Genomic DNA, 24,837 nt, shown 5'->3' with positions numbered 1-24,837 from the left:
AGTATACAGATGACTAATCGATTGGGCTTTGACACTCGAAAAAAGCGAATCAGCCGTTTATAATGGGAATCAGCTTTGGTCTGCTCATTAGCCAATAGTTGAGGCAAATAGTCCTTCAACACATTCAAATTGGTGGACCGGGCCAAAGTAACGGCCGAACAGACCAATAATAAGTTTCGGAAAATGTGCTCTGGAATATCCGGAAAGAACCGCCTACATTTGACAAAAAGTGGCTTGGCCATGGTGGTAGTTTTGATAAGTTTTAGCGAACTTAAACTTACCATCGGTCAGCCACTTTTCGGCTTTCTACCATCCATGTCCAGTAATCTGTATTACTTAAACTAAAAGTTCTTAACCTAAGTAATAATCAATTAAGTAGCAGTATTCCGGCAAGTTTGGGCGCACTTATTAAGTTAGAGGTCTTTTATTTGAACAATAATCAATTGAGTGGCTGTTTCCCAGCCAGTTTGTCAGCAGTTTGTGGATCGCTTGCCTCTTTAGGGAATAATCCTGGTTTACCCGGTGGGGGGAATTTTGGGGCATTTTGTCTCAATGGAACCGGTAGTTGCTCGGCATCTAACACACCGCCACAGCCCACAGCTAATGCCAGTTTAACGGCTACAGTGGGAAAGGGCTTTTCTTATACAGTCAATGCCTTCATTGATGCCGAGACGCCTAGCTCTTTAACTTACACTGCCAGCATAAATCCTGCAAATGGTCTTAATTTTGATGCTACCACACGAGTCATTTCCGGTACACCCACAACCTCGGGACTAAGCAATGTGATCATTATCGCTACCGATCCGGGAGGCCTGTCTGCTTTCACCAGCTTTAGCATCACCTATCCACTGATTATCTTGTCCATTGGTTCATCCAGGCAGGACTACGGGGTATATCCTAATCCGATTAGTGATCAGCACTTCAGCGTACAACTGGATGAGCCAAAGACAGCTTTGGTTCGTCTATACAGCCTAGATGGGCGCTTAATGCCGATCCAGAAAATAGGGCAAGACGTTGGCAGTCTGCAGCTTAAAACCGAGCGAAAACTTCCAACGGGAGTGTATATTCTGGTGGTTGAAGAACGTGCCCGAACCCGCCAGTACCGATTGGTATTGGAATAGAAAATAAGGCATGCTGCAGACTTTCGGCTTTCTATTGACTCAATCCTCTATCCATTTCTAAGCTTACTTTATGAAACACTTATTCTTCCTTTTCCAGCCTGCCAAAGGTTCCCAACTTATCGTTCTTATGCACCGAATTCATTTGTTCCCTTGGGTACTGACGCTATTACTGAGCATACTAACCCACTTAAGTTGGGGACAATGCCCTAAAGTTCGGATTACACTACCCTGATCGAGTTCTATAACGCCACTAACGGAGCTAACTGGGCTCGCCAGGATAAGTGGCTCTCTGACTGCGAGCCCTGCGGCTGGTATGGGGTGAATTGTAACGACGAAGGACATGTTACAGCCCTTAATTTAAGTTGGAATGGCCTTCAGGGGACTATACCCGCCAGCCTCAGCGCGCTCACTGAACTGCAAACCCTTGATTTAGCCCTTAGTGAATTGACAGGTAGCATACCCCTAGTCTGGGCAACCTGTTTTTACAGAGTAACCAATTGAGCGGCAGTATCCCCCCCAGTCTGGGCAATCTCACCAACCTGCAAGTGCTCTATTTAGGGTACAACGCTTTAACGGGCAGTATCCCCCCCAGTCTGGGCAATCTGCCGAACGTAAACACTTTGTTTGTACAGGGAAACCAATTGAGTGGCTGTTTTCCAGCCAGCTTGTCCGCTTTATGCGGAAAGAGCACGGCTTTCTTTTCGAATGCAGGCTTACCTGGTAATGGAAACTTTGCCCCCTTCTGTGCCAATGGAACAGGCAGTTGCTCTGCTGCTCTGCCAGTCAATTTAGTTTCTTTTTCAGCTAAACCCAAAGATAACCAAACGGTGAACCTGATTTGGTCAACCGCGTCCGAACAAAATAACAAGTACTTTCTGCTCGAACGCAGCAAAGACCTGATTCAGGTAGAATCCGTTGCCAATGTAAAAGCGCACGAAGGCAGCTCGTTTCAGGGATTCAGCTACACCTTTACGGATGATAAACCCTATACGGGTACCAGCTATTACCGACTCCGGCAGGTGGACCTTGACGGCAAAACCACTACGTATCCCTGGGAGTCAGTCGTATTGCGCCGGGAAGCCTATGGTGTATCCCCTAACCCCATCAGTAACCAACAATTTCAGCTACAATTGGACGAACCCCTAACAGCGACGATTAAGATCTACAACCTGGATGGGCATCTGGTCCCTTTTCAGAAAATGGGGGTCGACGCTGGCAGCCTACAGATTAAAACAACCCAAACGCTATCTACCGGAATCTATATCCTAACGGTTGAAAAGCGATCTCAGAAGCGTGAGTATCGTTTGGTGGTTGAGTAAGCAACCATACGTAACGGACTTTCAGTGATACGCTAAAATCCGTTACGTATGCCTGCCACTCGTCGCCATTTCCTAGCCTCACTCACCGCCCTCGCCGGAGCCTCGCTGTTGCCTGATATCCAACTGGCTCAAGCAAGTTCGGCGAATAAGCCCTGGCCGATTTCCTGCAACGCCTATACGTGGGGCACCTTTTATGAGCGCGAGCAAAAACAGTGGATGGCTGATCCGGATGCGTCGCTGAGTGAGTACGTTAAAACGGGCCTGACTGCTTATGAACCCTCATTTACCAATGCCGATGAGGTTAAAAAAGTAGCGCCGTATTTGACCAGATACCAACTCGCGATGCCTTCGCTGTACGTAAATAGTTCGCTTCACAGGACCGACGAAGCACAAAAATCCATCGACTCGGTGCTGGCCATAGCCAATGCCGCCAAACCATTCGGCGTACGTATCATTGTCACCAATCCCAGCCCGATCAAGTGGGGAAGCAACGACGACAAAACCGATGCTGAGCTTGTTGAACAGGCTAAAAATCTTGATAGGCTGGGCGCTGAACTACGTCAACGCGGCCTTACGCTGGCTTACCATACGCACGCGCCCGAACACCGACAGGCCGCCCGTGAATTTCACCATATGCTGCTGGCATCGGACCCTAAAAACGTAGCACTTTGCCTGGATGCCCACTGGGTTTATCGTGGATCGGGTAATTCACAGGTGGCCCTGTTCGACGTAGTGAAGCTATATGGAAAACGTATCGTGGAAGTGCACATCCGGCAATCGAAGAATGGCATCTGGCAGGAAACCTTTGGTGATGGCGATATTGACTATCGGCGTCTTGCCGCTGATCTGAAAGCATTGTCCATCCGGCCTTTGCTGGTGCTTGAGCAGTGTCTGGAAAAAGGATCACCTAACACAATGGGACCGGCAGAAGCGCATAAACAGGATTTACACTACACACGGGAGGTTTTTTCGGGATTGGTGTAAATAGCAGATGGTGAGCCGGTTCCAGTTAACAGGCTCTAATTTAGACTATGAATACATTATAGGGTGCTTAGAACAAAGCAGCTCAGACTTGGTTAATGAAGGACTAACCCCGGAAATCCGGACCGTTATCCTTATCATTAATTTAAAACTTGCGTTATCATCATGCAACCCAATATTGGTCTCGAAAAAGACGTCCTCAAACAGGACAACGTTTTGCTGAACGACTTTCTGTCTGATCTCCACGTATTGTATATCAAAACCCGCAAATACCATTGGAACGTAGCGGGCCCGAACTTCATGGAGTACCATAAATTCTTTGAGAGCCAGTACAAAGCGATCGAAGCCGAAATCGACGAAGTAGCCGAACGTATCCGGCAATTAGGCGGTACGCCACTGGCTACTATGGCCGAGTTCATTCATAACACCAGCCTCAAAGAAGATTCGGGCAAGCCAACCAGTACGGCTGACATGTTTAAGAATCTCCTGTCCGACCACGAACAAATTGTTCGGGAACTGCGCGAAGACGTCGACAAATGCGATGAAGAACTGAAAGATGCGGGTACCGCCGACTTCCTGACTGGCTTGATGGAAGCCCATGAAGCTATGGCCTGGATGCTGCGGAAGTACCTTTCCTAATTACAAATAATGAATGATGAATTATAAATGATGTTGTTATTGATTACATTCATCATTTATAATTCATCATTCATTGTTTTCCTCTCGTGCCCAAATCTCTCTCTATTCGCTCCGGTCTTGGTAGCGTATTGTTCTGGTCGGTAATCTCGGCCGCATTTATTGGTCCCGGCTCCGTTACGGCTTGCGCGATCGCCGGATCGAAATTTGGATTACAACTCCTTTGGGTGCTCACTTTTGCTACGTTCGGCACGGTCTGGCTACAGGAAGCTGCCGCCCGCATCACTATCGCAACCGGTAACGACTTAGGCCAGGTCATCACACAAACTTATTCGGGCAAACGGGGCCGCGGAATAGCCTGGGCCTTATTTCTGGCTATTTTTCTGGGGTGTGCAGCTTATCAGGCAGGCAACATTCTGGGGGCGGTTTCGGGTCTGGCGCTACTCACTAAATTATCCATTCCTGTATTAACGATTTTAGTCGGGATAGTTTGTATCGCTTTGTTGTGGATCGGCTCCACGCAAAGCTTAGCCAATTTTCTGGGATTGATTGTCTTCGCCATGGGCGGAGCTTTTGTCTACGTAGCATTCGGCACTCCCGTCACACCGGCTGAACTGACAAAAGCACTGATTACGCCCTCGTTTCCGTCTGGGTCCCTCCTGCTCATCAATAGCCTGATTGGCACGACTATCGTTCCCTACAATCTGTTTTTTGGGTCAAGCATTGTGTCCGGCCAGTCGTTAAGCGAGATGCGCCTGGGCATCTGGGTAGCCGTCATACTGGGTGGCATCATTTCGGTTGTGTTGTTGCTGGCAGGGCTACTTATTCCGACCGATTTCTCCTATCCGCACATGGCGCAGGTGCTGACCGAACGGGTCGGTACGTGGGCGGGCTCTTTGTTTGCATTCGGCTTGTTTGCCGCTGGCTTTGCCTCCTCACTGACAGCTCCACTGGCGGCTGCCGTTACGGCGCAAAGCTTACTGGGCGTTCAAAAAAACTCACCTGCTTACCGCGCTATCTGGCTGGTCGTGATGGGAACGGGGCTACTTGTCGGCCTTTCAAATGTCAACGCCATTCCAGTCATTGTAGCGGTCCAAGCTATTAATGGCATTCTTCTTCCGTTCGTAACGGTCTTCCTGTTTGCCGCCGTCAATAACCGAAAACTATTGGGTACGTATTGTAACTCACTGGGACAGAACATCGCTATGGGAAGCGTTGTCCTTGTAACGGCGATTTTGGGACTTTGGAATGTTTGGCTGGCGTTTCAATAGCAAGGCGCTGGGAGCTTCAGGTACAGGGCTAAATAAGCAAATAGCTTAGAACCAGATGCGTGGGTAAATTCATAAAATGAGCAAGGGGCGTGGCGCATGGATTAACAACCATGCACCACGCCCCTTGCTCCATACTTCACGTTATTTCTTCTTGCTTAACCGATGGTTTTGCTGTTCCAGCCGCTCGATCCGCTTTTGCTGTTCAATCATGTGAAGTGTCAATTCTTCATTCTTTTTGACCAATGTAGCTAACAGGGTTGTTAGGTCAACACCTTCTTTCACCATTTCACCCGCGCTTGGTATACCGGGCAGGTGCTTGTTTTGCTGAATGTATTGCTCTACTTCAGCCAGCGGTTGTAGCCGATAGGCGGGCGCAAAAACATAATCGGCCCATTGGCTCTCACGCGTTGGCTGCACGCGCATGGCTACTGCCGAAAGCTGTTTGGCTAATGTAACATCCCCTTTGTCGTTAACGGTCAGGAATTTACTCGTGGCAACTTCGGAAGCAGGCGAGTTGACTGTCATGTTTGTCAGGCGTAAACCACTACGACCATCCGTACCAGCGGTCAATTCGAGCCGGTTCTGGGGCGTCGACGTACCGATTCCAACATTGACATTGTTGCCCAATACCATTGCATTGCTGCTTAGTACGCGAGCATTGGCCCCAATGGCCGTTGCATTGGATAAACCGACTCCTGCACCCGACGCGTTGAAACCCAGGAGTGTATTGTCCTCGCCATCGGTACCGCTAAATCCAGCATTAGGCCCAATGATTAGGTTGCGGTTTCCACGCAGATTCTGTTTCCCAGCGTTGAAACCAATAAACACATTGTCACTGCCATCGGTATTGACTTTCCCAGCCTCATACCCCACAAACGTATTATGACTACCAACTGTATTCGGGAAACCTGCCTTATAGCCGAAATACGTGTTATATGAACCAGACGTATTTCCTTGTCCAGCCTGACTTCCCATGAACGTATTGAAGGTACCCGTACCACCTACTGCACTACTGGTACTTTGGCCAATCAACAAGTTATTAGTACCATTAACCGACTGAAAACTAACAACCTGGTTGTCGGGCGTAATAACCTGACTCTGGCCAACTGTTTGCAGGCTCAGCCCAAACGATAAAACGAATAAGTTGACAGTAAAGAATTTCATATGGAAAAACTGGTTGGGGAGATTACGAGTAAATATAAGATTTTTATTAATCCGTTGTTACCGACAAGCAATCTTTAGTCTATTAATTTCTTGTACACTTTTTTAGCGCTGCTATTTACAAAACAGGCGAGGGGTATCCTGTTACCCCTCGCCTGTTCGTGTCCACTCAATCGTTTGATCAGGAGCCTAGTTGTCGGCAGAATCCGGCATGATCCCAATCGATCGTCAGGGCCGTTATACGATCATCCCCATCGAACTGGAAGACGAACACATGGTCGCTGTTAAAGCGTAGGCCCTTGTTGGTAATGCCCAAAAAATCCTGAGTCTGCGTACCAAAAATCGCGACCTGAGCCGTAATGGTGTCTCCCTCGGTGGTTAACCTATCGACCGTGTTATCCAAATCGGGGAAGCAGTCCATGAGGAGTTGCCAAACACCTCTACCAAACTCCCAGAATGTACCTTTACCATCTTCGCCCATGGGTAGAAAATGTACCGTAGCGTCAGGCGTAGCCAGTTGAATCATGCGAGCTGTATCCATATCCTGATAGGCCGAAAAAAATGCCAGACATGCACCTTTGCGCGTTTGTTCGGCAAGCGATGTTTTGTTAAGGGTTTCCATGATTTGATAGATTTATGTTGATGTGGTTGCCACTAGTTGGTGGCGGTTTCTTTCGGGTAGTTTGGGTGTGCTTTGATTTTGCGAATCTGACGCATATGTCGGTCAACATGCCCCCACTGGTAAATATATACCTGATGCATGTTGCGGGGATACTTTGTGGCCGTTAGCTCAAACTGCACGCGCATATCAGCCTGCGTTGTATCAGCAAAACCGATGGCCTGATTCCGCAATCGCGTAAAAAATATCAGGTTATTTTTGCCTTGAATAAATCCCGTCGGTCGCGAAAAATCGGGGGATACGTGCGCTTTATTTTCCATAATAAAATCATGATAATAACTATCAGGACTACTGGTTGCGATGAGATCGGGGCGGGGTGTACTGCGGTTACCCATGCTGATTTCACGGGCCCAGATAATTTCCCAAAGCGCCAGGTGCTCTACCACTTCGGCAATTGACCAACGATCGGGCGCTTCATGAAAATGCCACTGCGCATCGGATAAATTCTCAGTTTCCCGGATCAACTCATCGCGGGTTCGTTTGAGGTTATCAACCGTGTAGTTGGGGTCGGCCTCCGTCCAGATTTTCTGTGCCTGGCTGCCATTTACGGTCAACATAGCGACCGTAAATACGGCAATAAGTGCTTTCATAATTACTAGTTTATTAGTTGACTCGTTGATTCGAATGTCAGGCCGGGTAGCCGTGTCCGGAGAATAAAAAATAGCTTTATCATCCTATCGCTCACGCGGATCTGATGACAAAGCTACTGGCTGGGAATGGCTAGAAATTGTAAAAATGCGACATTGTGTACTAATGCGACAAATGGCAACGTAGCCATACATTTGCGAACTAGTTCACGCCAGGTTTAGCCAGCCTTAAGCTCTTCCTGTCGAGATCGGAAGCCAGGACATCCACACAGACTAGGTTACCGTTCAAAGAAAAACAGTTGTGGATTCATGGCCAGGCCGCTAACTATGCCAACTTGAGGATATTTTTGTCCACAGAGCGGACCGCTCTGTGGACAAAACAACTCTATCTGACAGCGACAATTACCAACTTAATCTGATGAAAAAATTCACACTTCTTTTCCTGATGGCGTGTAGCGTTGGGATCGTCCAGGGCCAGGGTTTATACATGCCACGCAACCTTAAACAGGCCTACCAGAAAGGTACGCGCTCGATGGACGGTAAGCCCGGCAAAAACTACTGGCAGAATTCAGCGAAGTATAATATAACCCTCACCACCACGCCACCCAATCGAACTATTCAGGGAACAGAGGAAATTACATACGCTAATAATAGCCCGGATACGCTACGTTATCTTGTGTTTAAATTATTCCTCAATAGCCACCAGCCAGGAGCCGTTCGGCAACAGACAGCCTCAGCGGACTATCTGACCAGTGGGATGCACATCGATCGGTATACCGAAAACAGCGTCGCCCGCTTGTGGCCAACAACGGCGAATGCTACGGTGCACCGGATGCCCCTGACTAAACCGCTGATGCCTCATAATTCCGTCAAGCTTTCATTCGACTGGCACTTTGATATGTCGGTGGAAAGCGGTCGCGAGGGGCAACTCGATTCCACTACGTTCTTCCTGGCCTACTTTTATCCACGCGTGGCCGTCAGGGATGATTACTACGGCTGGGATCAAACGGCGTTTACGGAGGCTCAGGAGTTTTACAATGACTTTAACGACTACACGCTAAACGTGAAGGTACCTGCTAATTACGTCGTCTGGGCGACGGGTAACTTGTTGAATGCCAACGAAGTGCTGCAACCTACGTTTGCCAAACGCCTGGCCGAATCCATGCAGACTGATTCCGTTATTCACGTAGCCACGCGGCAGGACGTAGCCGCCAGGAAGGTAACGACGCAACAGGCAGCCAATATCTGGCGCTGGAAAGCAGACTACGTACCCGACATTGCCTTGTGTATCAGCGATCAGTACGTCTGGGATGCGTCGAGTGTAGTCGTGGACAGGACAACTGGCCGTCGGGCCAGCGTCCAGGCCGCGTTTAAGGATGATGCTAAAGATTTCCACCAGATGGTGGGTTTTGGGCGGCACGCGCTGGACTGGTTATCCAACAATTGGCCGGGAATTCCCTACCCCTATCCGAAAACGACCATCGTGCAGGGATTTGCCGACATGGAGTACCCCATGATGGTGAATGACGCCACCACATCTGACTTGAATTTCTCCCGATTTGTGGCCGAACACGAGCTTGCGCATACCTGGTTTCCGTTCTACATGGGCATCAACGAAACCCGCTACGGATTTATGGATGAAGGCTGGGCAACCGCACTCGAACACCTGATTATGCAGGCCGATCTGGGCAAAGGGCAGGCCGTACAGTTATTCCAGCAGTTTCGGGTTACCGGCTGGATCAAAGACCCGTCGGCAGAGCAGGATCTACCGATCATCATTCCAACAAATGTGCTGAGTGGTGCCGCCATGGGCAATAATGAATACGGGAAAGCAGCTTTGGGCTATCTGGCCCTCAAGGAATTACTGGGGGATGCCGAATTTAAAAAGGCTCTGAACGAATTTATGAACCGCTGGAATGGCAAACACCCAACGCCCTGGGATATGTTCTACAGCTTCAACAGCGCGTCGGGGAAAGACCTGAACTGGTTCTGGAACAACTGGTTTTTCAGTAATAATTACATTGATTTTGCCATTCAGTCAGTCACTACGTCGGCAACAAAGTGTACCATCACGATTCAGAACATCGGCGGCTACGTAGCGCCGATGGATGTTGTCGTGACGTTCGCCGATGGCACAACGGAAACCGTCCGGCAAACGCCCGCGATCTGGCAGGCGAATCAGAAACAGGCTATCCTAAATTTACCCATCAAAAAGAAAGTCCAGTCAGTGACGCTGGCGGGCGGCATTTTCATGGACGCCGACGAGAAGAACAATACGTGGAAAGCAAAGTGATTGATGACGTAGCAGTATCGTTGTTCGGCGTAGTCTCCGACTACGCCGAACAATTGACTAGGCACATCCAACTAAATGGTACTAGTATACAGACGCACTTTGGGAACAATAATTCCCGGCTGCGCGTCTATATACTAGTACCACTTTTTTGAGTTTATGACTCGCCAACAGCCGTTTGTTGTTATCCTGATTTTAGGGGCGCTCTCTACGATAAGTCCCTTCTCGATTGACATGTATTTGCCGGGCTTTCCGGCCATTGCCAAAGACCTTCACACCTCCATTTCCCAGGTCCAGTTATCGTTAACCGCTTACCTGGTTGGTATTTCGGTGGGACAACTTCTTTATGGTCCGTTACTGGATCGGTTTGGCCGAAAAGTACCGCTTTATGGCGGCTTGGCGCTCTACTTACTCGCGTCGATCGGCTGCGCCCTGACGCCCTCCATCGAAACCCTGATTGCCATGCGACTCCTGCAGGCGCTGGGCGGTTGTGTTGGCCTGGTAGCGGCTCAAGCCTTGGTTCGGGACTTGTTTCCTGTCTCGCAGATTGCCCAGGCGTTTTCGTTACTCACCTTAGTCATTGCCGTTTCACCTATGATTGCGCCAACGGTGGGTGGCTATGCGACCGTTGCTTTTGGCTGGCATTCTATTTTCATTATTCTGGCAATCATAACGGCGCTCATTCTGGTTGGCGTCTATTTTGTTCTCCCGGATGGCAAACAAGCAGACCCATCGCTTTCACTACGTCCGAAGGCGGTGTTGGGAAGTTTTTTCACGGTTCTGAGGCAACCGCAGTTCCTGACCTATGCCCTGGTTGGCGGTATTGCTACGTCGGCGCCGTTTGCGTACCTGGCTGGGTCTTCTGATGTTTTCATGAACATCTACCACGCCAGTGCTCAGGAATACGGCTGGATTTTCGCTTTTCTGGCCATTGCCTTAATTGCGCCAACGCAACTAAATCAGTTTTTTCTGAAACGGTTCAGCAGTGAACAAATCATACGCACTACGTTGCTCTATCAGTCGGTTGTTGGGTCACTAATGGTGGTAGGCACCTGGGCCGGTTGGTACGGTCAGTTTGGCCTGATAGCGATGCTGTTTCTGTTCCTGGCGGGACAAGGGATAACCAGCCCCAATGCCTCGGCGCTTTCACTGGCTCCGTTCACGCGTCACGCGGGCAGTGCTGCGGCCTTAATGGGTAGCTTTCGCATGGGTTTTGGTGCCTGTGTTTCGGCGGCCGTCAGCATGCTTCATAACAATACGGCCGTGCCGATGGTGGGCGTCATGATGATCTGCGTGGTTAGTGGACTGGTGATTCTCCTGTTCGGCCAACGAGCCATTCAGCATGAACGTGAACAGACTCAGATCGATGAACCGATGACCGAGGTGATGCTGTAACGGGAAACGTAGCACTACGGTAGCCGATCTTATTTCAGCGCCACATTCGGGTCGTCTTCGTAGGCTGACCCGATGCGACACAGCTGATCAAGCGTTTCGGCAAAGAGACCATAGAGCATCTTCAACTGGGCTACGTCTTTGATAACACCAACAACTTTAAACGATAGCAAATCTACACCTTCCGGGAACCTGGCCGCGAACCACCCGTCGTCATCTTTCACTTCCAGGCTGATAGCAGGCTGTGCCTCAATCAATTGCCGTATCGTGGGATTCTCAAACAGGAGGTGTAGTTTAGACTCATCATTACCCTGTATAACGAACTGATCATCAAAGTCAGGAAAACCCACCTCAATATCCTGCATCCCCAATCGCTTACCCAGATTACTGAAAATTCCTTTCCGGTAAATTTTGAATCGAAAACCATCCTTGTTCACATAAGGGGCTCGCATTCGGGTGTATACAATATGTACTTTCCCGGTTGAAACCGTGTGCGTATCCAGCGTTACTGTCCACTCATTGACGCTGGCCTGAACTTTACTACCTTTCCAGAAACCACCATCCACGAAATCTGCACTGATTTCATCGGCAAGTTGTCTCCAGACATCATCTTTAAAAGGGCCAAACATTTTTCTTAGTAGGCTCATGAGGGTAATTTTAAAAAGTTGTGGGATTAGGAAAGAGGATTATCATGCTGGCGCAGGTTTGAACCCGCGCCAGAAGTTCTTACAGATTCTTCATCCAGGCATCACGAAGTTGCACTTGTTGTGGTGTCGCCTGCGGGTCTGGTTCAAATTTATAGCGCAATATGAGTTCCTTTTCGAGAATGGCGTTTTTTACAGGAACCTCCTGTCCATTCCGCCGAACCGTTACGTCGTAGGTATCTCCCGCTTTCAACTGCATCAGTTCGCGCTGAATTTTTCCAATATTTTCCAGCGTTACAGGCTGCTGATTGTACGTAAGCCACTCATCGTCTTCCTGTAGACCCGCTTTACGCAAGGCGTCGTCGAGCTTGGTCAGATAAAATTTATTGTTGTTGAAGGAAGGTCTCATGCCAACCGAGGCTATTTTCTGGCCTGTAGGTACGGCCGGCAAATACGAAATACCAAGTTTGCCATAGTACTCTTTAAACGGCAAGGGCTCCGTCGCTTTCACGTACCGATTGAAGAAATCAGCAATTTCCGGGTACGTCTTTTGGGCGAAAATGGCAAAGAAATCTTTTTCAGGAAACGCTTTGTTTGGTCCATACGTAGCAGCCAGCTCATTGACAACTTCGCGCAGCCCCCGTTTGCCATTGGACAGTTCCAGCAGGCGAATGTCCAGCAAACCCGCGACCAGTGCTCCACGCGCGTAAATGTTTCCATACTGGCGCTGGCCTTCGTTGGTGTAGCAGGTCAGCCCCAATTTGCTCAGGCTGTAGGTCGTGTCGAGGCTTTTGTCATAGTCAATTTTCTGGCTCAATTCATCCAGATACGTAGGCAGGTCCATAATCTGACCACGCAATTGCATGGCATCGCTGGCCCATTCGGTTACGCCTTCGTATAACCACAAATGCTCGGAAGGTGTCGGTGTAACAAAGTTAAATTGTTCAATGACTTCACTATGGATGTTCAGGGGCGTCACAACATGGAAGAATTCGTGGGCCGCAATCGACGTAACATTATCGGCAAATGCTTTCGTGAAGTCTCCTTCTTTCATGGCATACTCCGAACTGTAGGAATGCTCCCAGGCTCCCCACTCCTGATCTTCGAAATGGTACAGGAACGTATAGCGCTTTACCGGCAACTGCTTCAAAAACTGACCAGCCGCGTTGAGCATCGACTGCATGTTGTTCAATAATTGATCTGACTTGATCTTGTCGGTTTTTGAGTACGTATACACGTCAACCTGCGCCCCGGCAACCGTGGTGGTGGCTTTGGTCAGACGACCCAGTAAAATGGGTGAATCGACAATACGGTCGTAGTTGGCTGCCGTGAAATACCCTTTCGCATTTTTCTCCAGTGCCGTTCCAACCGCCCAGTCTGCCGGATAGTCAATCTTCACATCGATAGGAGCCGCCTGCAGGCCACTCGGAAAGCCAAAAACGCCCTGCCCGTTGATGAGAACATGATCGTTTTCAATGGACGTACCACACATGTTATAGGGCTTATGCTCATTGATCGGCGTATCCCAGGTTTCGGCAATGCTGTACTGCACCGTCCGAACAACCTCCGGTTTTTCAAACTTCCACTGATTCGTAGACACCTGCTCCGTTTTCACCTCCCGGCCTTTTTTATCAAACGCCTTGAACGACCGAACGTAGCGGCCAATATCCATGATCTGATACGTACCGGGAGCTGTTGCAGCAAACTGGTAAATGGCATTGTCGGCGGTCAATCCATCCACGTGTAATGTCACCTTGAACTGATCGTCGGCCCGGTCATTGAGGTTTACCTCATAGAGCAGGGGAAGCGTTGGCTTAGCCAGGGCAAATGGGGAAAATAACGTAGCAGAAACCAGAAACAGAACGTGTAAGATCTTCATATAGCTTGTTGTTGATCAGGCAAATTAGCCGAATCGACAACAATGGTAAACGCACTTTTTTCTTACGGAAGTATTTATGGATAAGCGGTGGAGTGTTACCCCACCCCCAGCCCCTCCCCTGAAAAACATGGGAGGGGAGCATCGATAGTCATTTTTGAGCCCCTCCCCTTCGTTCAAGCCGGGCGGCCGGTGCCGGGAGGGGTTGGGGTGGGGTATCTCCTACCCTTCAACCGTCTCAGGAACCTTCTGGTAGTTCTCCGACAGCGTTCTGTAGGCCGTTGACTTCATGGCAATCAGCGTAACAACCAGACCAATCAGACCGGTGACGGTGAATAATAGCGCTAATCCCCGATCCTTGCCAGTCCCGAACCAATCGCCGATTAGTGCTACACCCGCGCCGGTTGTCATAAACGGGATGAATAAGTATTGAGCGATAGGGCCAATCATAAACGCTGTCAGCGGTGAAGCCGCCTGTTCGATGCTTTGGGCAAAACCAAACACCCGGCCCTGTCGTTCCGGCGGAATCAGTTTCTGGAGAATAGTTTGTTCGGCAGCCTCTACCACAGGGATGAGGCATAAGTAAATGAACATGCCCACCGCCAGCAGGCCGATAGACGCCTGCATCGTAAAAAAAACGCAGATTATCCACATGGCGATGTTGGACAGAAAGAGCGTTCGGAGGGGCTGTTTACCGAGACCTTTTTTCGACACAATCAGGCCGCCAATGATAAACCCGACGCTCAGAACACCCCACAAAATACCCCACACCTGCACCGAGACCAGCGACAAGCCATAGGCATCCATCAGCGACATAAAAACACCACCCAGAAAGTTGTTGAACGTATTGAAGAAGATAAGCGCAAAAAGTCCGGGCATTTCCTGAATGGCCCGTATCGTTCCCTTAATGTCAATACGTTTCGTGTGTTCCTCGCCATGCACGACTCCCTTTTCGGGAATGTCGATTGTCCAGAGATGAACCAGCACGAGCATGGTTAAGACAAGGGCTGCAATGAGCGTCCAGAACATCCCCAGGAAACCAATGGCCAGCCCGCTGAAAATCGACGAAATGAGAAACGATACGCCATTCGTCGTACCAACCATTCCGTTTGCTTTGTCCCGCTCGTCTTCGGGAATCAGAAACGTAACAATGGTCGACAATGCGATGGAACGAATATTACCAAAAATGGCGCCGATGAGCGACAAAACGATAAATGTCCACAGAACCGGACTGGATGCGTCTTTAAATGTTGATTCCGGTGTAAAGCTGTAAATGGTGAACGAAATGACGTATAAAATCAACGAGCAAACGCTGGAAAGCATCATGGCGCTTTTCTTCTTGTACCGATCGACCAGCGAGCCCAGAAAAAAACCAGACAACGCGACGGTTCCCGTATACACGCCCGCCATCACCGACGTAGCCACGATTGATTTCGTCTCCAGATAAACCCAGAAGGTAACCGCAAACCAGATAAAATTATTGGTCAGGAAGGCAACCAGTGAGTTCGCTAAAATGCCATAAAACGTTTTCATCCAACTAAGCTTAGTGCGTCTAGTGTTATGTCCTTTCAGGAATATCTGAAGTGATTAGACAGGCTAAAAACTCCGTAGGAGTGGCCTGTCAGCAGTAAGCATTCGGTCATCAATATTTCCTGGCTCCGTAGGATCGGCTAAACAACATAATTCAGCCCGCTCCTACGGAGCTAGGTATAAAGGTGTTTCTACTTTCTATTAACAGGTCAGGCATAAGGCCTTAACTTTAATACTAATCCATCACGACAACCGAATCGTGTGCTCGAAAGGCGTAAAGCCCGTGATATAAACCGAAGGTGCATCCATCGCGGGCAATGACCCTCTTAATTGAACATTTTTATGCGCGACTTGTCCCGGTCCAAACGAGATTTTATCGGTCTTTACGGTATACGTTCCTGAATTCGCCAGTAGGTATGCATTGGCCCGGCTCGGATGCGATGATACCCCTGTGAACGTACCACCCGGCCGAAAAATAAGCTCCAGCGCAACTGGCACACCATCGGTTCCGGTAATTTGAACCTGAACCTGCATACCACCCTGGCTTTCACGGAGCGTGACGTTCGTCTGAAGCTTTTGTACCTCACTTTGTGCGCGATTAATCCGGGGCATCTTCTCCCAGTCGCCATCGACAGGAATTCGATCTGTTGGATAGGGCTGATAGTAAGGCCCATCCAATGATTGGGTCAATACCCAGCTATCGCCCCGCTGTTCAATTTTTTCCGTCTGAAATTGCCCCTTGCCAAAAAACGAACTGGCCACCCGCATCCCCTGCAATACCGCATCGCCCTTGTGAAAGGTAAACCAGACAGGATTTGCCGACAAAATTGTGCTATCCCACTGGTCGCGACGGATACGTACCAGCCCCGAATGCGGGTAGGTTTTTACGTAGTTTGTGGGTAATGGTTTACTAGCTGGCAATTCCTTCCACAACGTCGGATCTTCCAGCAGATAGTCAAGCTGATACACGACTTTAGGCATGGCCGTTTTTTCGATCAGCCGACACATCGCGGCCATTTCGCCGTCATTATCCCGCAGGGCCAGGTACCGATACGGAAAATAATAGCCATCCATCATGCCAACCAGCGCTTTATCCTGCCGACCCGAAGCTTCCGTGACCATTTCGCCATTCGGGTGAACGTAGTAGCGTGTCATGCTCAGGTTCCGCCGAACGTAGTCCAGCAAAATGGGTTTGTTTAGCCCTTTAGCTATTGTAATAAGCAGACGATTCGTGAGTGGCGAATAAATCAACGTGCTACGTTCATTGTATTGCCCATCGCTGTCCATATCTATATGCTCACTCAGCCACTGCTCGATCCGGCTCACGTAGCGCGGATTGGGCCAGCGTTCGTTTAGTTTCGTGAGCGCGGCCGAAATAACCCAGCGGTGATTAGGCGTATGAATACCCCCGACTGTGAGCGCTTCACCCGCCCGCAGAAGAAACGTTTTGAACGTTGCCAGAACGGCTTCCTGCCCGGATGTTTTAGACCGTTCCAGCAACGTATACGTCGGCACTAAACGCTTGACAATGAAACCCGTATCGGGCGCCGAATGAAAATTAGTTGCCGGTAAATCAAGTGTACCGTCCTCATGTTGCGCTTTCAGCAGATACCCCAACGCCTGATCGATTTCTTTAAGCAGTGCTTCCGACTGATAAAACGAAGATTCCGGACAGCTAATGGCACAACCCGACCGCCGGACAAAATCGCTGGTCGATTGCGGGTTAGGAGTACCATCACCATCTTTTAACGCACCGAAAAACGCACCCGGTTCAGTAACCCGCGTACCCTGAATCGAGGTTAGCTGCTGATCATTCAGTTTTATAAGTTCAACCAGCCAGTCGGGTTTTGTGATTGGTGCGATCGATTGCGCATAGGCCCTTGCCTGCAGGTATGGCAAGGCACACAGCGAAACAGCGGCTCCTGCACAAATAAAGGTTCTTCGGTTCATCGTTGGCGGTTTTCGGGAAGGGAATGGATTGAGATCAGCGGCCTATGAATGCTGATACACAACAAAAAGCAGGTAACCTTCCCTCTTTAACCAACGTAGCGACATTCATTTTGCGAAGCGCTAAAATGTTCGGCGTAGTCTCTGACTACGCCGAACATTTTAGGTTGGATTAACAGCGCTTGGGTCCATATAAAGTATGTTCCAGAGGTGCCCATCCAGATCCTGATATCCGTGACTATACATAAATCCTTGATCATCAGCCTCCTCGATTGTTGTAGCGCCAGCCGCAACGGCTTTACGTACCAGTTCATCGACACTCTCGCGGTTTTCAGCAGACAGGCAGATGATTGCTTCCGATACTTTTGACGTATCAGGAATCTCTTTTTTAGTAAAACCTTTGAAGAAGTTCTCGACCAACAGCATGACGTATATATCCTCGCTGATAATCATGCACGTAGCGTTCTCATCCGTAAACTGAGCATTAAATGTGTAGCCTAGTTTGGTGAAAAATTCTACGGATTTGTGGAGGTCTTTAACGGGCAGGTTTACAAAAATTTGGGTTGCCATGAGTATGTTGTTGTTTGATGTTTACCTAACAAAGGTACCACTCATGCCTGATCTGAAAGGAGGGCGAATGCGACAATAAACAGGGGGTTTGCGGCATCTCATTTGTCCCTTCTTGTCGTTAAGAAATGCGATTGGGTGCTTATGTTTTCGTTTATCCAGCGTAAGAAAATCGTCGTTCGCCTATAACGGCGTAATTTGCACCCCTTTCCCGACAAATACGCCAGTAGCAACAAATGCCCGCTCCCATTTCCAACAACGATGCTCTTGATGCTCATCACGACTATTTATTAGAAGTAATCACGATTCCTACACTGACAGACAGCCTTTTAGCAAAACATAGTTCAGGATCGGTGTCTTCTATGGCTGGGTACGTCGATATTCATCCGCAGGTTATCGACGTCAATAAGGGAGCATTTACGAGTGCGTCACGAGTTGCTTATTTTCCAACGGTTATCGTTACGCAAACGGAGCAATCGGTGCTGGTTTCCTGCGCATGTGCGGTTGATAAAGACGGTTTATGCGAGCATCAGGTTGACGTTTTGTCGAGTATCGTCAGGCGGAAAGAGCTACGTATTTTTTTTGATCAGGCGCTACGTTACGAAGCGATTAAACAGGTCGCCAGAGACTATGGCCTGGAAAATGAACCGTCGCTGGATACGTTTTTTCAGGTTGAATACGCGAATAAATCATTTACGATCAGACCGAGACAACCGGAGCTTATTCCCATTACCCAGGCCGGAAATGACTACCTCCAGGCACAATTGTTGCCAAAGTTTGAACGTAGTATTTCCCCGGTTGATGAGCCGGTTCCGAGCCAGAAACGAATTGTTGTCTTTACCAAACATCGTTATTACGATCACTTTTGCCTTGAGCTTTTTGAGGCCGGAACGACTCGGGAGGGCAAGATCAAAAATCCAATAACGTCGGTTCAACCGCTCGACCTGATCAGCAAACTTGACAACCTGAGCGAGTTGAAGTTCTATTCGGCGGTTGCCAAATTCCAGAATCATCACCGGACAAAAAAGGAAGACGCTGATCTGGAAGGCTTGCGGCTGGTAGCGGATAATCCGAAAAAGTTGTCCGTTTTTTATCATTCGAGCAGCGTTTCAGAGAACAATACGGCCAGTTCGCTTGTCCCGGTGAAACTGGAAATCCTGAAATCGTCCATCCAGTTAACGGTTCGGCAGGTCGATCCTTTTTATGAAGTCTGGGGATCGCTCACCATCGACGGTACGTCCTATGAACTGCACAAACTGACGCTCAAATACGATTACTTCATTCTGCTCAACGATACGCTATATTTAATTGGCAACCCTGACAATCTGCGGGTTATTCAGTATTTCAACAAGAAGAACAACAAAATCCTCGTCCACCAGTCAAAGTACGAAGCGTTTCAGGAAACGGTATTAGCCAAACTCGAAAACCAGATTTCTATTGAGTATACTTATCTAAGATCGGCCACAACCGCACAGTTGGCTGAAGGCGGGTTTACGCAGGAACAGCAACGTATCATCTACCTGTCTGACTCCGAGAACTACGTCTGGATTACACCCGTGATGAAATATGGTCTGGCCGAAGTGCCAGTCCTGTCGAAGCAGCAGATTCATGCGATCGATAGCAAAGGGAAGCCATTTCTGGTGGAGCGGGATGAGGCTGCTGAAATTCAGTTCACGATGGCGGTGATCAATCAGCACCCCGATTTCCAGGAGCAGCTTGGTCAAAATCAATTCTATCTGCACAAAAAATACATATTGGACGAAGACTGGTTTTTGGCCGCGTTCGACGCCTGGGCCAGCCAGGGCATTCGGATTCTTGGTTTCAATACGCTGAAAAACAATAAACTAAATCCGAATAAAGCGAAGGTTTCGGTGGTTGTCAGCAGTGGACTTAACTGGTTCGAAACGACACTTGGGCTCACCTATGGCAAGCAGAAAGTTTCCCTGAAACACCTGCACAAGGCGATCAAAAACAAGCGTAAATACGTAACGCTCGACGACGGCACGATGGGTGTTCTGCCAACCGAATGGCTCGACCGTTTTTCGGCCTATTTTCAGGCGGGCGACGTAGTGGACGAGCACATTCGAACGCCAAAGGTTAATTTTTCGAGCATTCGTGAGCTGTATAAGGCCGAGGAATTACAGAATGACGTGAAAGATCAACTGGCTTTGTTCACAAAAACCTTCGCCAATTTTCAGTCGATCAAACCCGTTGCCGTACTGAGTGACCTGCACGCAACCCTTCGGGATTACCAGAAAGAAGGGCTGAACTGGCTGAATTTCCTGGATGAGTTTGGTTTTGGCGGTTGTCTGGCCGATGATATGGGGCTGGGCAAAACGCTCCAGATCCTTGCGTTCATGCTGCTACAACGCACGAAAAGAGGACCCAACACCAATCTGGTTGTAGTGCCTACGTCCCTCCTGTTCAACTGGCAGGCTGAAGTTGAGAAATTTGCGCCAAGTTTGAAGATTCACACATTTTATGGCGCTAACCGAGCACTTAAGAAAAAAGAATTCGATCAGTTCGACATCATTCTTACGTCCTACGGTACGTTGTTGTCCGACATCCGTTTTTTAAAAGAATACTCGTTTAACTACATCGTTCTGGACGAATCGCAGGCCATCAAAAACCCCGAATCACAACGGTATCAGGCGGTTCGGTTGTTGCAGTCACGTAACAAACTCGTGCTAACGGGTACACCGATCGAGAACCACACATTCGATTTATACGGTCAGCTTTCATTTGCTTGCCCAGGATTATTGGGTAGCTACAATCATTTCAAAGCGCACTACTCAACGCCCATCGATAAATTCGGTGATCAGAAACGTGCCCGCGAACTTCAGGCGAAAATCAGCCCGTTTATCCTCCGCCGAACAAAAGCGCAGGTCGCCACCGAGCTTCCCGACAAAACGGAGATGATTCTTCACTGCGAAATGGGGCTGGAACAGCGTAGAGTGTACAACGCCTACGAACAGGAGTTTCGTAATTTTCTGCTGACGACGAAGGAAGGCGACATTCCCCGCGAACGCTTACACGTATTGCAGGGCCTCACGAAGCTTCGCCAGATCTGCAATTCGCCGGTGCTGCTCAACGATGAGGAATTTTATGGTGATTCGTCGGCGAAAATTGACATGCTGGTTGAGCAGATCGAGAACAAATCTCAGCAGCACAAAATTTTGGTTTTCTCACAGTTCGTCACCATGCTTGATCTCATCAAAAAGGAGTTGATCGATCGGCAGATTGGCTTTGAATACCTCACGGGTCAAACCAGCAACCGGGCCGACAGCGTGAACCGTTTTCAGAACGACGATACGGTTCGGGTATTTTTGATCAGTTTAAAAGCGGGTGGAACAGGGCTGAATCTCACCCAGGCCGACTACGTTTACATGGTTGATCCCTGGTGGAATCCGGCGGTCGAAAACCAGGCCATTGACCGGAGTTACCGCATTGGTCAGAAAAAGAACGTAGTGGCCGTTCGGCTGATCTGCCCAGACACCATTGAAGAAAAAATCCTGGAACTTCAGGCATCGAAACGAGAACTGGCCGACAACCTGATCAAAACCGATACATCGATTCTCAAGTCGCTCTCCAAATCGGATTTGCTGAGTTTGTTGCATTGAGAATAAATTAGCGAGTCAGTGATAATACTCGAGGCTATTATTTTTGTCCTGCTGACGCAGGACAAAAATGTTAAATCATTACAATTCAAACGACTCGCCTAGAGTTTTACATGCTGCATATTTTATACATCATTGCCATAACGGCGGAGGCCATGACGGCCGCTTTGTCTGCCGGTCGCCGGGATATGGACTGGGTGGGTGTTTGTATTATTGCCTGGATTACGGCGCTGGGCGGAGGCACGATACGTAATGTGCTATTTGGTCATTACCCGATGGCGTGGGTCGAGCATCCCGACTATTTGCTGATAACGGCGGGTGCAGCGCTATTTGCCGCCCTGATTGCATCGGTTATGAGCCGACTAAGAAAGCTGTTTTTGTACCTTGACGCCCTGGGTCTGGTGGTTTTCACTATTATTGGCTGCCAGATTGCGCAGGAAATCCATCTCCCGCTTATCATTGTTGTGTTCAGTGGGATGATAACGGGGTGTGCAGGTGGTGTGATGCGGGATGTATTGTGCAATGACATTCCTCTGCTTTTGCGGAAAGAAATTTACGCTACGGCCTCCATTGCTACGGGTATCATATACGTAGCCATTGCTCACTGGTATGGCCCCACAAACATAGCCATCTTCGCAGCAGCGGCAATTGGCCTGGCGATACGTTTGTTGTCCATTCGCTATGGTTGGCATATGCCCAAATTCGTCTACAGGGATGAACACGGTGAAGGTCATTAACAGTCAACGCTACGTTGATGGGTTTCAACCAACGTAGCGTTCGCAGTTATTCCTCTTCAAGCGGCCCATATTTGGCCTCGCGGATAGCCATCCATTCACGGGCGGTGCCGCCGTTGTTGAAGTGATCTTCTTCGTCCTGAATTTCCTGGTCCCAGCTAAAATCAGTAGTAAACTGGCCCTGCGCTGTCAGATCAATTTGCAGTCGGTTAGCGCGGGGATGTCCTTCCTTTTTCCGAATCAGGTATAATTCCTGAAGCGCTTCGATCATTTCATCCGGAAAATCGGTGGATAATTGGTCAAGCTCTCCTTCGGGTGTCAGGTACGTACCGTCGCATTCAACTTCCAGCCCATCAGCCAGAAACTGAACGTTCAGCCGGGCAATGGTCCAGTCGTCGGTAATAATTGCACTGATCGCGTCGGTCAGTACGTCGTAAATTTCATTCCTTGTCATGCTGTGATCTAAATTGCGTACAACGTTCAGACCAGATCAAAAATTCGTGTCGGCCTTTTTCAAGTCCAGCTTTTCGATCCAGATGTTCCGGTAAAATACGTCGTGGCCTTCGGCTTGTAGTTTCAAACCGCCAGGCGTATCAGTAACGCCTTTGCCGCCATCGTTTCCGCCATCAATACCCGAATTAGGGCCGCCCCATACCTGCGTTATTTTCTGGTTGGTATGCGCTTTTTTGCCGTTTAAATAGAGGGTTACCATAGCCGGTTCGATACGTTTGCCATCCACGAAACGAGCCGCCCGAAACTCAATGTCATAGGCATTCCACTTCCCTGGACCGGTGTAGAGTTTGTATGGAGACGGTGACTCGTTAATTACGGCCCCTAACCCATGCGAGGTCGTGTCGCCGTCGAATATCTGAATCTCGTAGCGGTTTTGCAGGTACACACCACTATTACCACCCGGCTTGCTCACGTAAAACTCAACGTGCAGCCGGAAATCGCGGAAGGTTTCTTTGGTAACGATGTCGGCAGCGCCATATTTGCCACCCGCAGCCGCCGGATCGTTCGTGTTCATGACCGTGCCGCTGCCAGCAGGATCTTTTTCGATGGCCCACTTAATAGGCAACGTAGCCGCCAGTCGCGGTCCTTCCCAATACGTCCATTTCTCATCGAGCATCTTGCGCGATCCATCGAACAGAACTTCGGCATTTTTGGGTGCTTTGACGCCCACACCCGTCTGGGCATTCGTTGGCAATACTACACCAAGGCCAATCGTGGTTAGTAACAAGGCGCGGGAAAGAACAATTTTGGTTTTGACAGCCAGCTTCATCAGGTCGCGGTTTAGGATGTCCTCTAGTAAGAAGCCAACCTGCACCATCTACCCATTGGGCCTGTTCCGCGTTCAGTGTAGCCTCTGACCGGAATATAAACTAAACGTGACGCGTAACGCCGATCGGAGACCGGGTAACGCTGTGACCTAGTCGGAGACTACCGCACCGGCGGACCGGCCGAACATTCTCAGGCAAAAAAGCTTGGCCTACTGAAGTCACCCTGCCAATTCAAATCCCGTCGACGTAGCGCCTGCGCAATGGTGATGATCTGGTTAGCCCGCTTCCCCTGTCCGCTAATACCAGCCTGGTCATAAATTATCTGATAAGCGGGCGCCCAGTCAATTAACTCTGTTTTCGCATCATAGACGCCAATCGCTGTCCGGCGCTTATCGGTCGATAATTTCTCCAGAATAGCCCTGGCTTCTTCCTGCGTATGGCTACCAATATGATGATGTTGCTCATTGAGCAGGTATAAAACTGAATAACGTTTCATAGGTACAAAATTAAATGGACAAAAGGAGCGCCGTGAGCAGCTGAGTCAGCGTGTGGTTTCGATGCCCCTTTTATCAGTTGTTGATGAGTTTGATTAAAATTCGGCCTGTAGGGCCCGGAATCGGTTGATACCAATTTCGTCAGTTACCTTAGACGACTTGTGCCTGGTTTGCGCCACTTGCTTATGTGCGTTTACCTGATCACTCAGTAAGGCAATCGTTTGACTTAGTTCATTGAGCTGCTGTTGCAGGCTGTCGATCTGTTTCTCGGACACAACCTTAGTAATGCCACTCCCTGTAGCCTTGCTACGTACCGACAGCCAGTTATCGCCATACGGCGTTCCACCACGAGTTAATGCCTTCAATACACCAGCGTGCCTGTTGACGAACGTCATAACGGCTTTCTGAAACGAAGTTCCAGCATCCGTTACTGTTGATTTATGTTTATATGCTTGAGTCAGTTCCATTTTGTCTGTAATGTTTGTGTGTGAATTGACTGGGCTTCTTCGCTTGTTTACCTTACCCCTCCTTCCTGAAACCAGCTTCTGCCAATTCACCCGTTATTGTAATCATTTCGAAGATTCTGTAAGGTTCGCTGCAACTGTCAGGCAGTTTTTTTCTTTGACACCCCTTTATCCAGCCTTCAATTAACAAACGACTATAGGACAAAAAAGGTTTAATCGTTTAAACGTGATAACCTATAAACGAACA

General features: G+C 49.0%; 21 protein-coding genes and 2 pseudogenes. 10 read left to right on the top strand and 13 right to left on the bottom strand.

Annotated features, from left to right (window positions below):
- Window positions 1-242 (bottom strand): annotated as a pseudogene (locus BM202_RS37910) (transposase); the annotation flags it as partial.
- Window positions 243-344: 102 nt separating this feature from the next.
- On the opposite strand from BM202_RS37910, the pseudogene BM202_RS38830 reads away from it, so the two are divergent.
- The 6 genes and pseudogenes from BM202_RS38830 to BM202_RS30450 form a co-directional block, all read left to right on the top strand.
- Window positions 345-437 (top strand): annotated as a pseudogene (locus tag BM202_RS38830) (leucine-rich repeat domain-containing protein); the annotation flags it as partial.
- Complete coding sequence (locus BM202_RS30470; RefSeq protein ID WP_245776849.1) at window positions 429-1,121, top strand: putative Ig domain-containing protein; 693 nt, start codon at window positions 429-431, stop codon at window positions 1,119-1,121. The pseudogene BM202_RS38830 and the gene BM202_RS30470, both read left to right, overlap by 9 nt.
- Before the next feature lie 467 nt (window positions 1,122-1,588).
- On the top strand, window positions 1,589-2,440 hold the full coding sequence (locus BM202_RS30465) for a T9SS type A sorting domain-containing protein (protein ID WP_262507732.1): 852 nt from the start codon (window positions 1,589-1,591) through the stop codon (window positions 2,438-2,440).
- Between the two features lie 48 nt (window positions 2,441-2,488).
- Complete coding sequence (locus BM202_RS30460; RefSeq protein WP_093833356.1) at window positions 2,489-3,424, top strand: sugar phosphate isomerase/epimerase family protein; 936 nt, start codon at window positions 2,489-2,491, stop codon at window positions 3,422-3,424.
- A 162-nt stretch (window positions 3,425-3,586) separates the two neighbouring features.
- Entirely contained in the window at window positions 3,587-4,060 is a 474-nt protein-coding gene (locus BM202_RS30455) for a Dps family protein (protein ID WP_093833355.1), read from the top strand.
- A gap of 86 nt (window positions 4,061-4,146) precedes the next feature.
- Complete coding sequence (locus BM202_RS30450; protein WP_093833353.1) at window positions 4,147-5,328, top strand: NRAMP family divalent metal transporter; 1,182 nt, start codon at window positions 4,147-4,149, stop codon at window positions 5,326-5,328.
- 141 nt (window positions 5,329-5,469) lie between these two features.
- Here the strand turns inward: BM202_RS30450 and BM202_RS30445 are convergent, their stop codons facing one another.
- The 3 genes from BM202_RS30445 to BM202_RS30435 form a co-directional block, all read right to left on the bottom strand.
- Entirely contained in the window at window positions 5,470-6,492 is a 1,023-nt protein-coding gene (locus tag BM202_RS30445; RefSeq protein ID WP_093833351.1) for a hypothetical protein, read from the bottom strand.
- Between the two features lie 178 nt (window positions 6,493-6,670).
- Window positions 6,671-7,111, bottom strand: coding sequence for a nuclear transport factor 2 family protein (locus BM202_RS30440; RefSeq protein WP_093833349.1), 441 nt, complete (start codon window positions 7,109-7,111; stop codon window positions 6,671-6,673).
- 32 nt (window positions 7,112-7,143) lie between these two features.
- The gene (locus BM202_RS30435) at window positions 7,144-7,758 is read right to left on the bottom strand and encodes a DinB family protein (protein WP_093833347.1); all 615 of its coding nucleotides are present in this window, start codon (window positions 7,756-7,758) and stop codon (window positions 7,144-7,146) included.
- 415 nt (window positions 7,759-8,173) lie between these two features.
- On the opposite strand from BM202_RS30435, the gene BM202_RS30430 reads away from it, so the two are divergent.
- Window positions 8,174-10,048: a M1 family metallopeptidase gene (locus BM202_RS30430; protein WP_093833345.1), complete on the top strand. Its 1,875-nt coding sequence runs from the start codon at window positions 8,174-8,176 to the stop codon at window positions 10,046-10,048.
- Between the two features lie 156 nt (window positions 10,049-10,204).
- On the top strand, window positions 10,205-11,440 hold the full coding sequence (locus BM202_RS30425; protein ID WP_093833343.1) for a multidrug effflux MFS transporter: 1,236 nt from the start codon (window positions 10,205-10,207) through the stop codon (window positions 11,438-11,440).
- Between the two features lie 29 nt (window positions 11,441-11,469).
- Here BM202_RS30425 and BM202_RS30420 read toward each other — a convergent pair whose 3' ends face one another.
- From BM202_RS30420 to BM202_RS30400, 5 genes are all read right to left on the bottom strand, one after another.
- The gene (locus tag BM202_RS30420) at window positions 11,470-12,084 is read right to left on the bottom strand and encodes a DUF3137 domain-containing protein (protein ID WP_093833341.1); all 615 of its coding nucleotides are present in this window, start codon (window positions 12,082-12,084) and stop codon (window positions 11,470-11,472) included.
- A 79-nt stretch (window positions 12,085-12,163) separates the two neighbouring features.
- Entirely contained in the window at window positions 12,164-13,960 is a 1,797-nt protein-coding gene (locus BM202_RS30415) for a M61 family metallopeptidase (protein ID WP_093833339.1), read from the bottom strand.
- 219 nt (window positions 13,961-14,179) lie between these two features.
- Entirely contained in the window at window positions 14,180-15,490 is a 1,311-nt protein-coding gene (locus BM202_RS30410; protein ID WP_093833337.1) for an MFS transporter, read from the bottom strand.
- Between the two features lie 240 nt (window positions 15,491-15,730).
- Window positions 15,731-17,437, bottom strand: coding sequence for a hypothetical protein (locus BM202_RS30405; RefSeq protein WP_093833335.1), 1,707 nt, complete (start codon window positions 17,435-17,437; stop codon window positions 15,731-15,733).
- 159 nt (window positions 17,438-17,596) lie between these two features.
- Window positions 17,597-18,004: a VOC family protein gene (locus tag BM202_RS30400; RefSeq protein ID WP_093833333.1), complete on the bottom strand. Its 408-nt coding sequence runs from the start codon at window positions 18,002-18,004 to the stop codon at window positions 17,597-17,599.
- A 233-nt stretch (window positions 18,005-18,237) separates the two neighbouring features.
- Between BM202_RS30400 and BM202_RS30395 the strand changes: the two genes are divergently transcribed.
- Window positions 18,238-21,621, top strand: a complete 3,384-nt coding sequence (locus tag BM202_RS30395) for a DEAD/DEAH box helicase (RefSeq protein WP_093833331.1) — start codon at window positions 18,238-18,240, stop codon at window positions 21,619-21,621.
- A 110-nt stretch (window positions 21,622-21,731) separates the two neighbouring features.
- A complete protein-coding gene (locus BM202_RS30390) occupies window positions 21,732-22,355 on the top strand; it encodes a trimeric intracellular cation channel family protein (protein WP_093833329.1) in 624 nt (207 codons plus the stop codon).
- A 46-nt stretch (window positions 22,356-22,401) separates the two neighbouring features.
- Here BM202_RS30390 and BM202_RS30385 read toward each other — a convergent pair whose 3' ends face one another.
- The 4 genes from BM202_RS30385 to BM202_RS30370 form a co-directional block, all read right to left on the bottom strand.
- Window positions 22,402-22,806: a glycoside hydrolase family protein gene (locus BM202_RS30385; protein ID WP_093833327.1), complete on the bottom strand. Its 405-nt coding sequence runs from the start codon at window positions 22,804-22,806 to the stop codon at window positions 22,402-22,404.
- A gap of 36 nt (window positions 22,807-22,842) precedes the next feature.
- Window positions 22,843-23,634, bottom strand: coding sequence for a 3-keto-disaccharide hydrolase (locus BM202_RS30380; protein ID WP_093833370.1), 792 nt, complete (start codon window positions 23,632-23,634; stop codon window positions 22,843-22,845).
- A 188-nt stretch (window positions 23,635-23,822) separates the two neighbouring features.
- On the bottom strand, window positions 23,823-24,128 hold the full coding sequence (locus tag BM202_RS30375; protein ID WP_093833325.1) for a hypothetical protein: 306 nt from the start codon (window positions 24,126-24,128) through the stop codon (window positions 23,823-23,825).
- Between the two features lie 93 nt (window positions 24,129-24,221).
- The gene (locus BM202_RS30370; RefSeq protein ID WP_093833323.1) at window positions 24,222-24,593 is read right to left on the bottom strand and encodes a hypothetical protein; all 372 of its coding nucleotides are present in this window, start codon (window positions 24,591-24,593) and stop codon (window positions 24,222-24,224) included.
- Between the last annotated feature and the right edge of the window lie 244 nt (window positions 24,594-24,837).

Origin of the sequence: Spirosoma endophyticum (genome assembly GCF_900112365.1) — a bacterium.
GTDB classification, from domain to species: Bacteria; Bacteroidota; Bacteroidia; order Cytophagales; family Spirosomataceae; genus Spirosoma; species Spirosoma endophyticum.
The sequence above is the reverse complement of the archived record's forward strand: the minus strand, read 5'-3'. Positions and strand labels throughout refer to the sequence as shown.

Excerpts from the sequence above, each read along its gene's own strand:
- BM202_RS30395 (WP_093833331.1), top strand. The coding sequence starts at position 18,238 with ATGCCCGCTCCCATTTCCAACAACGATGCTCTTGATGCTCATCACGAC.
- BM202_RS30410 (WP_093833337.1), bottom strand. The coding sequence starts at position 15,490 with ATGAAAACGTTTTATGGCATTTTAGCGAACTCACTGGTTGCCTTCCTG.
- BM202_RS30370 (WP_093833323.1), bottom strand. The coding sequence starts at position 24,593 with ATGGAACTGACTCAAGCATATAAACATAAATCAACAGTAACGGATGCT.
- BM202_RS30430 (WP_093833345.1), top strand. The coding sequence starts at position 8,174 with ATGAAAAAATTCACACTTCTTTTCCTGATGGCGTGTAGCGTTGGGATC.
- BM202_RS30445 (WP_093833351.1), bottom strand. The coding sequence starts at position 6,492 with ATGAAATTCTTTACTGTCAACTTATTCGTTTTATCGTTTGGGCTGAGC.
- BM202_RS30385 (WP_093833327.1), bottom strand. The coding sequence starts at position 22,806 with ATGACAAGGAATGAAATTTACGACGTACTGACCGACGCGATCAGTGCA.
- BM202_RS30380 (WP_093833370.1), bottom strand. The coding sequence starts at position 23,634 with ATGAAGCTGGCTGTCAAAACCAAAATTGTTCTTTCCCGCGCCTTGTTA.
- BM202_RS30375 (WP_093833325.1), bottom strand. The coding sequence starts at position 24,128 with ATGAAACGTTATTCAGTTTTATACCTGCTCAATGAGCAACATCATCAT.
- BM202_RS30390 (WP_093833329.1), top strand. The coding sequence starts at position 21,732 with ATGCTGCATATTTTATACATCATTGCCATAACGGCGGAGGCCATGACG.
- BM202_RS30415 (WP_093833339.1), bottom strand. The coding sequence starts at position 13,960 with ATGAAGATCTTACACGTTCTGTTTCTGGTTTCTGCTACGTTATTTTCC.
- BM202_RS30455 (WP_093833355.1), top strand. The coding sequence starts at position 3,587 with ATGCAACCCAATATTGGTCTCGAAAAAGACGTCCTCAAACAGGACAAC.
- BM202_RS30435 (WP_093833347.1), bottom strand. The coding sequence starts at position 7,758 with ATGAAAGCACTTATTGCCGTATTTACGGTCGCTATGTTGACCGTAAAT.
- BM202_RS30420 (WP_093833341.1), bottom strand. The coding sequence starts at position 12,084 with ATGAGCCTACTAAGAAAAATGTTTGGCCCTTTTAAAGATGATGTCTGG.
- BM202_RS30460 (WP_093833356.1), top strand. The coding sequence starts at position 2,489 with ATGCCTGCCACTCGTCGCCATTTCCTAGCCTCACTCACCGCCCTCGCC.
- BM202_RS30425 (WP_093833343.1), top strand. The coding sequence starts at position 10,205 with ATGACTCGCCAACAGCCGTTTGTTGTTATCCTGATTTTAGGGGCGCTC.
- BM202_RS30405 (WP_093833335.1), bottom strand. The coding sequence starts at position 17,437 with ATGAACCGAAGAACCTTTATTTGTGCAGGAGCCGCTGTTTCGCTGTGT.
- BM202_RS30400 (WP_093833333.1), bottom strand. The coding sequence starts at position 18,004 with ATGGCAACCCAAATTTTTGTAAACCTGCCCGTTAAAGACCTCCACAAA.
- BM202_RS30440 (WP_093833349.1), bottom strand. The coding sequence starts at position 7,111 with ATGGAAACCCTTAACAAAACATCGCTTGCCGAACAAACGCGCAAAGGT.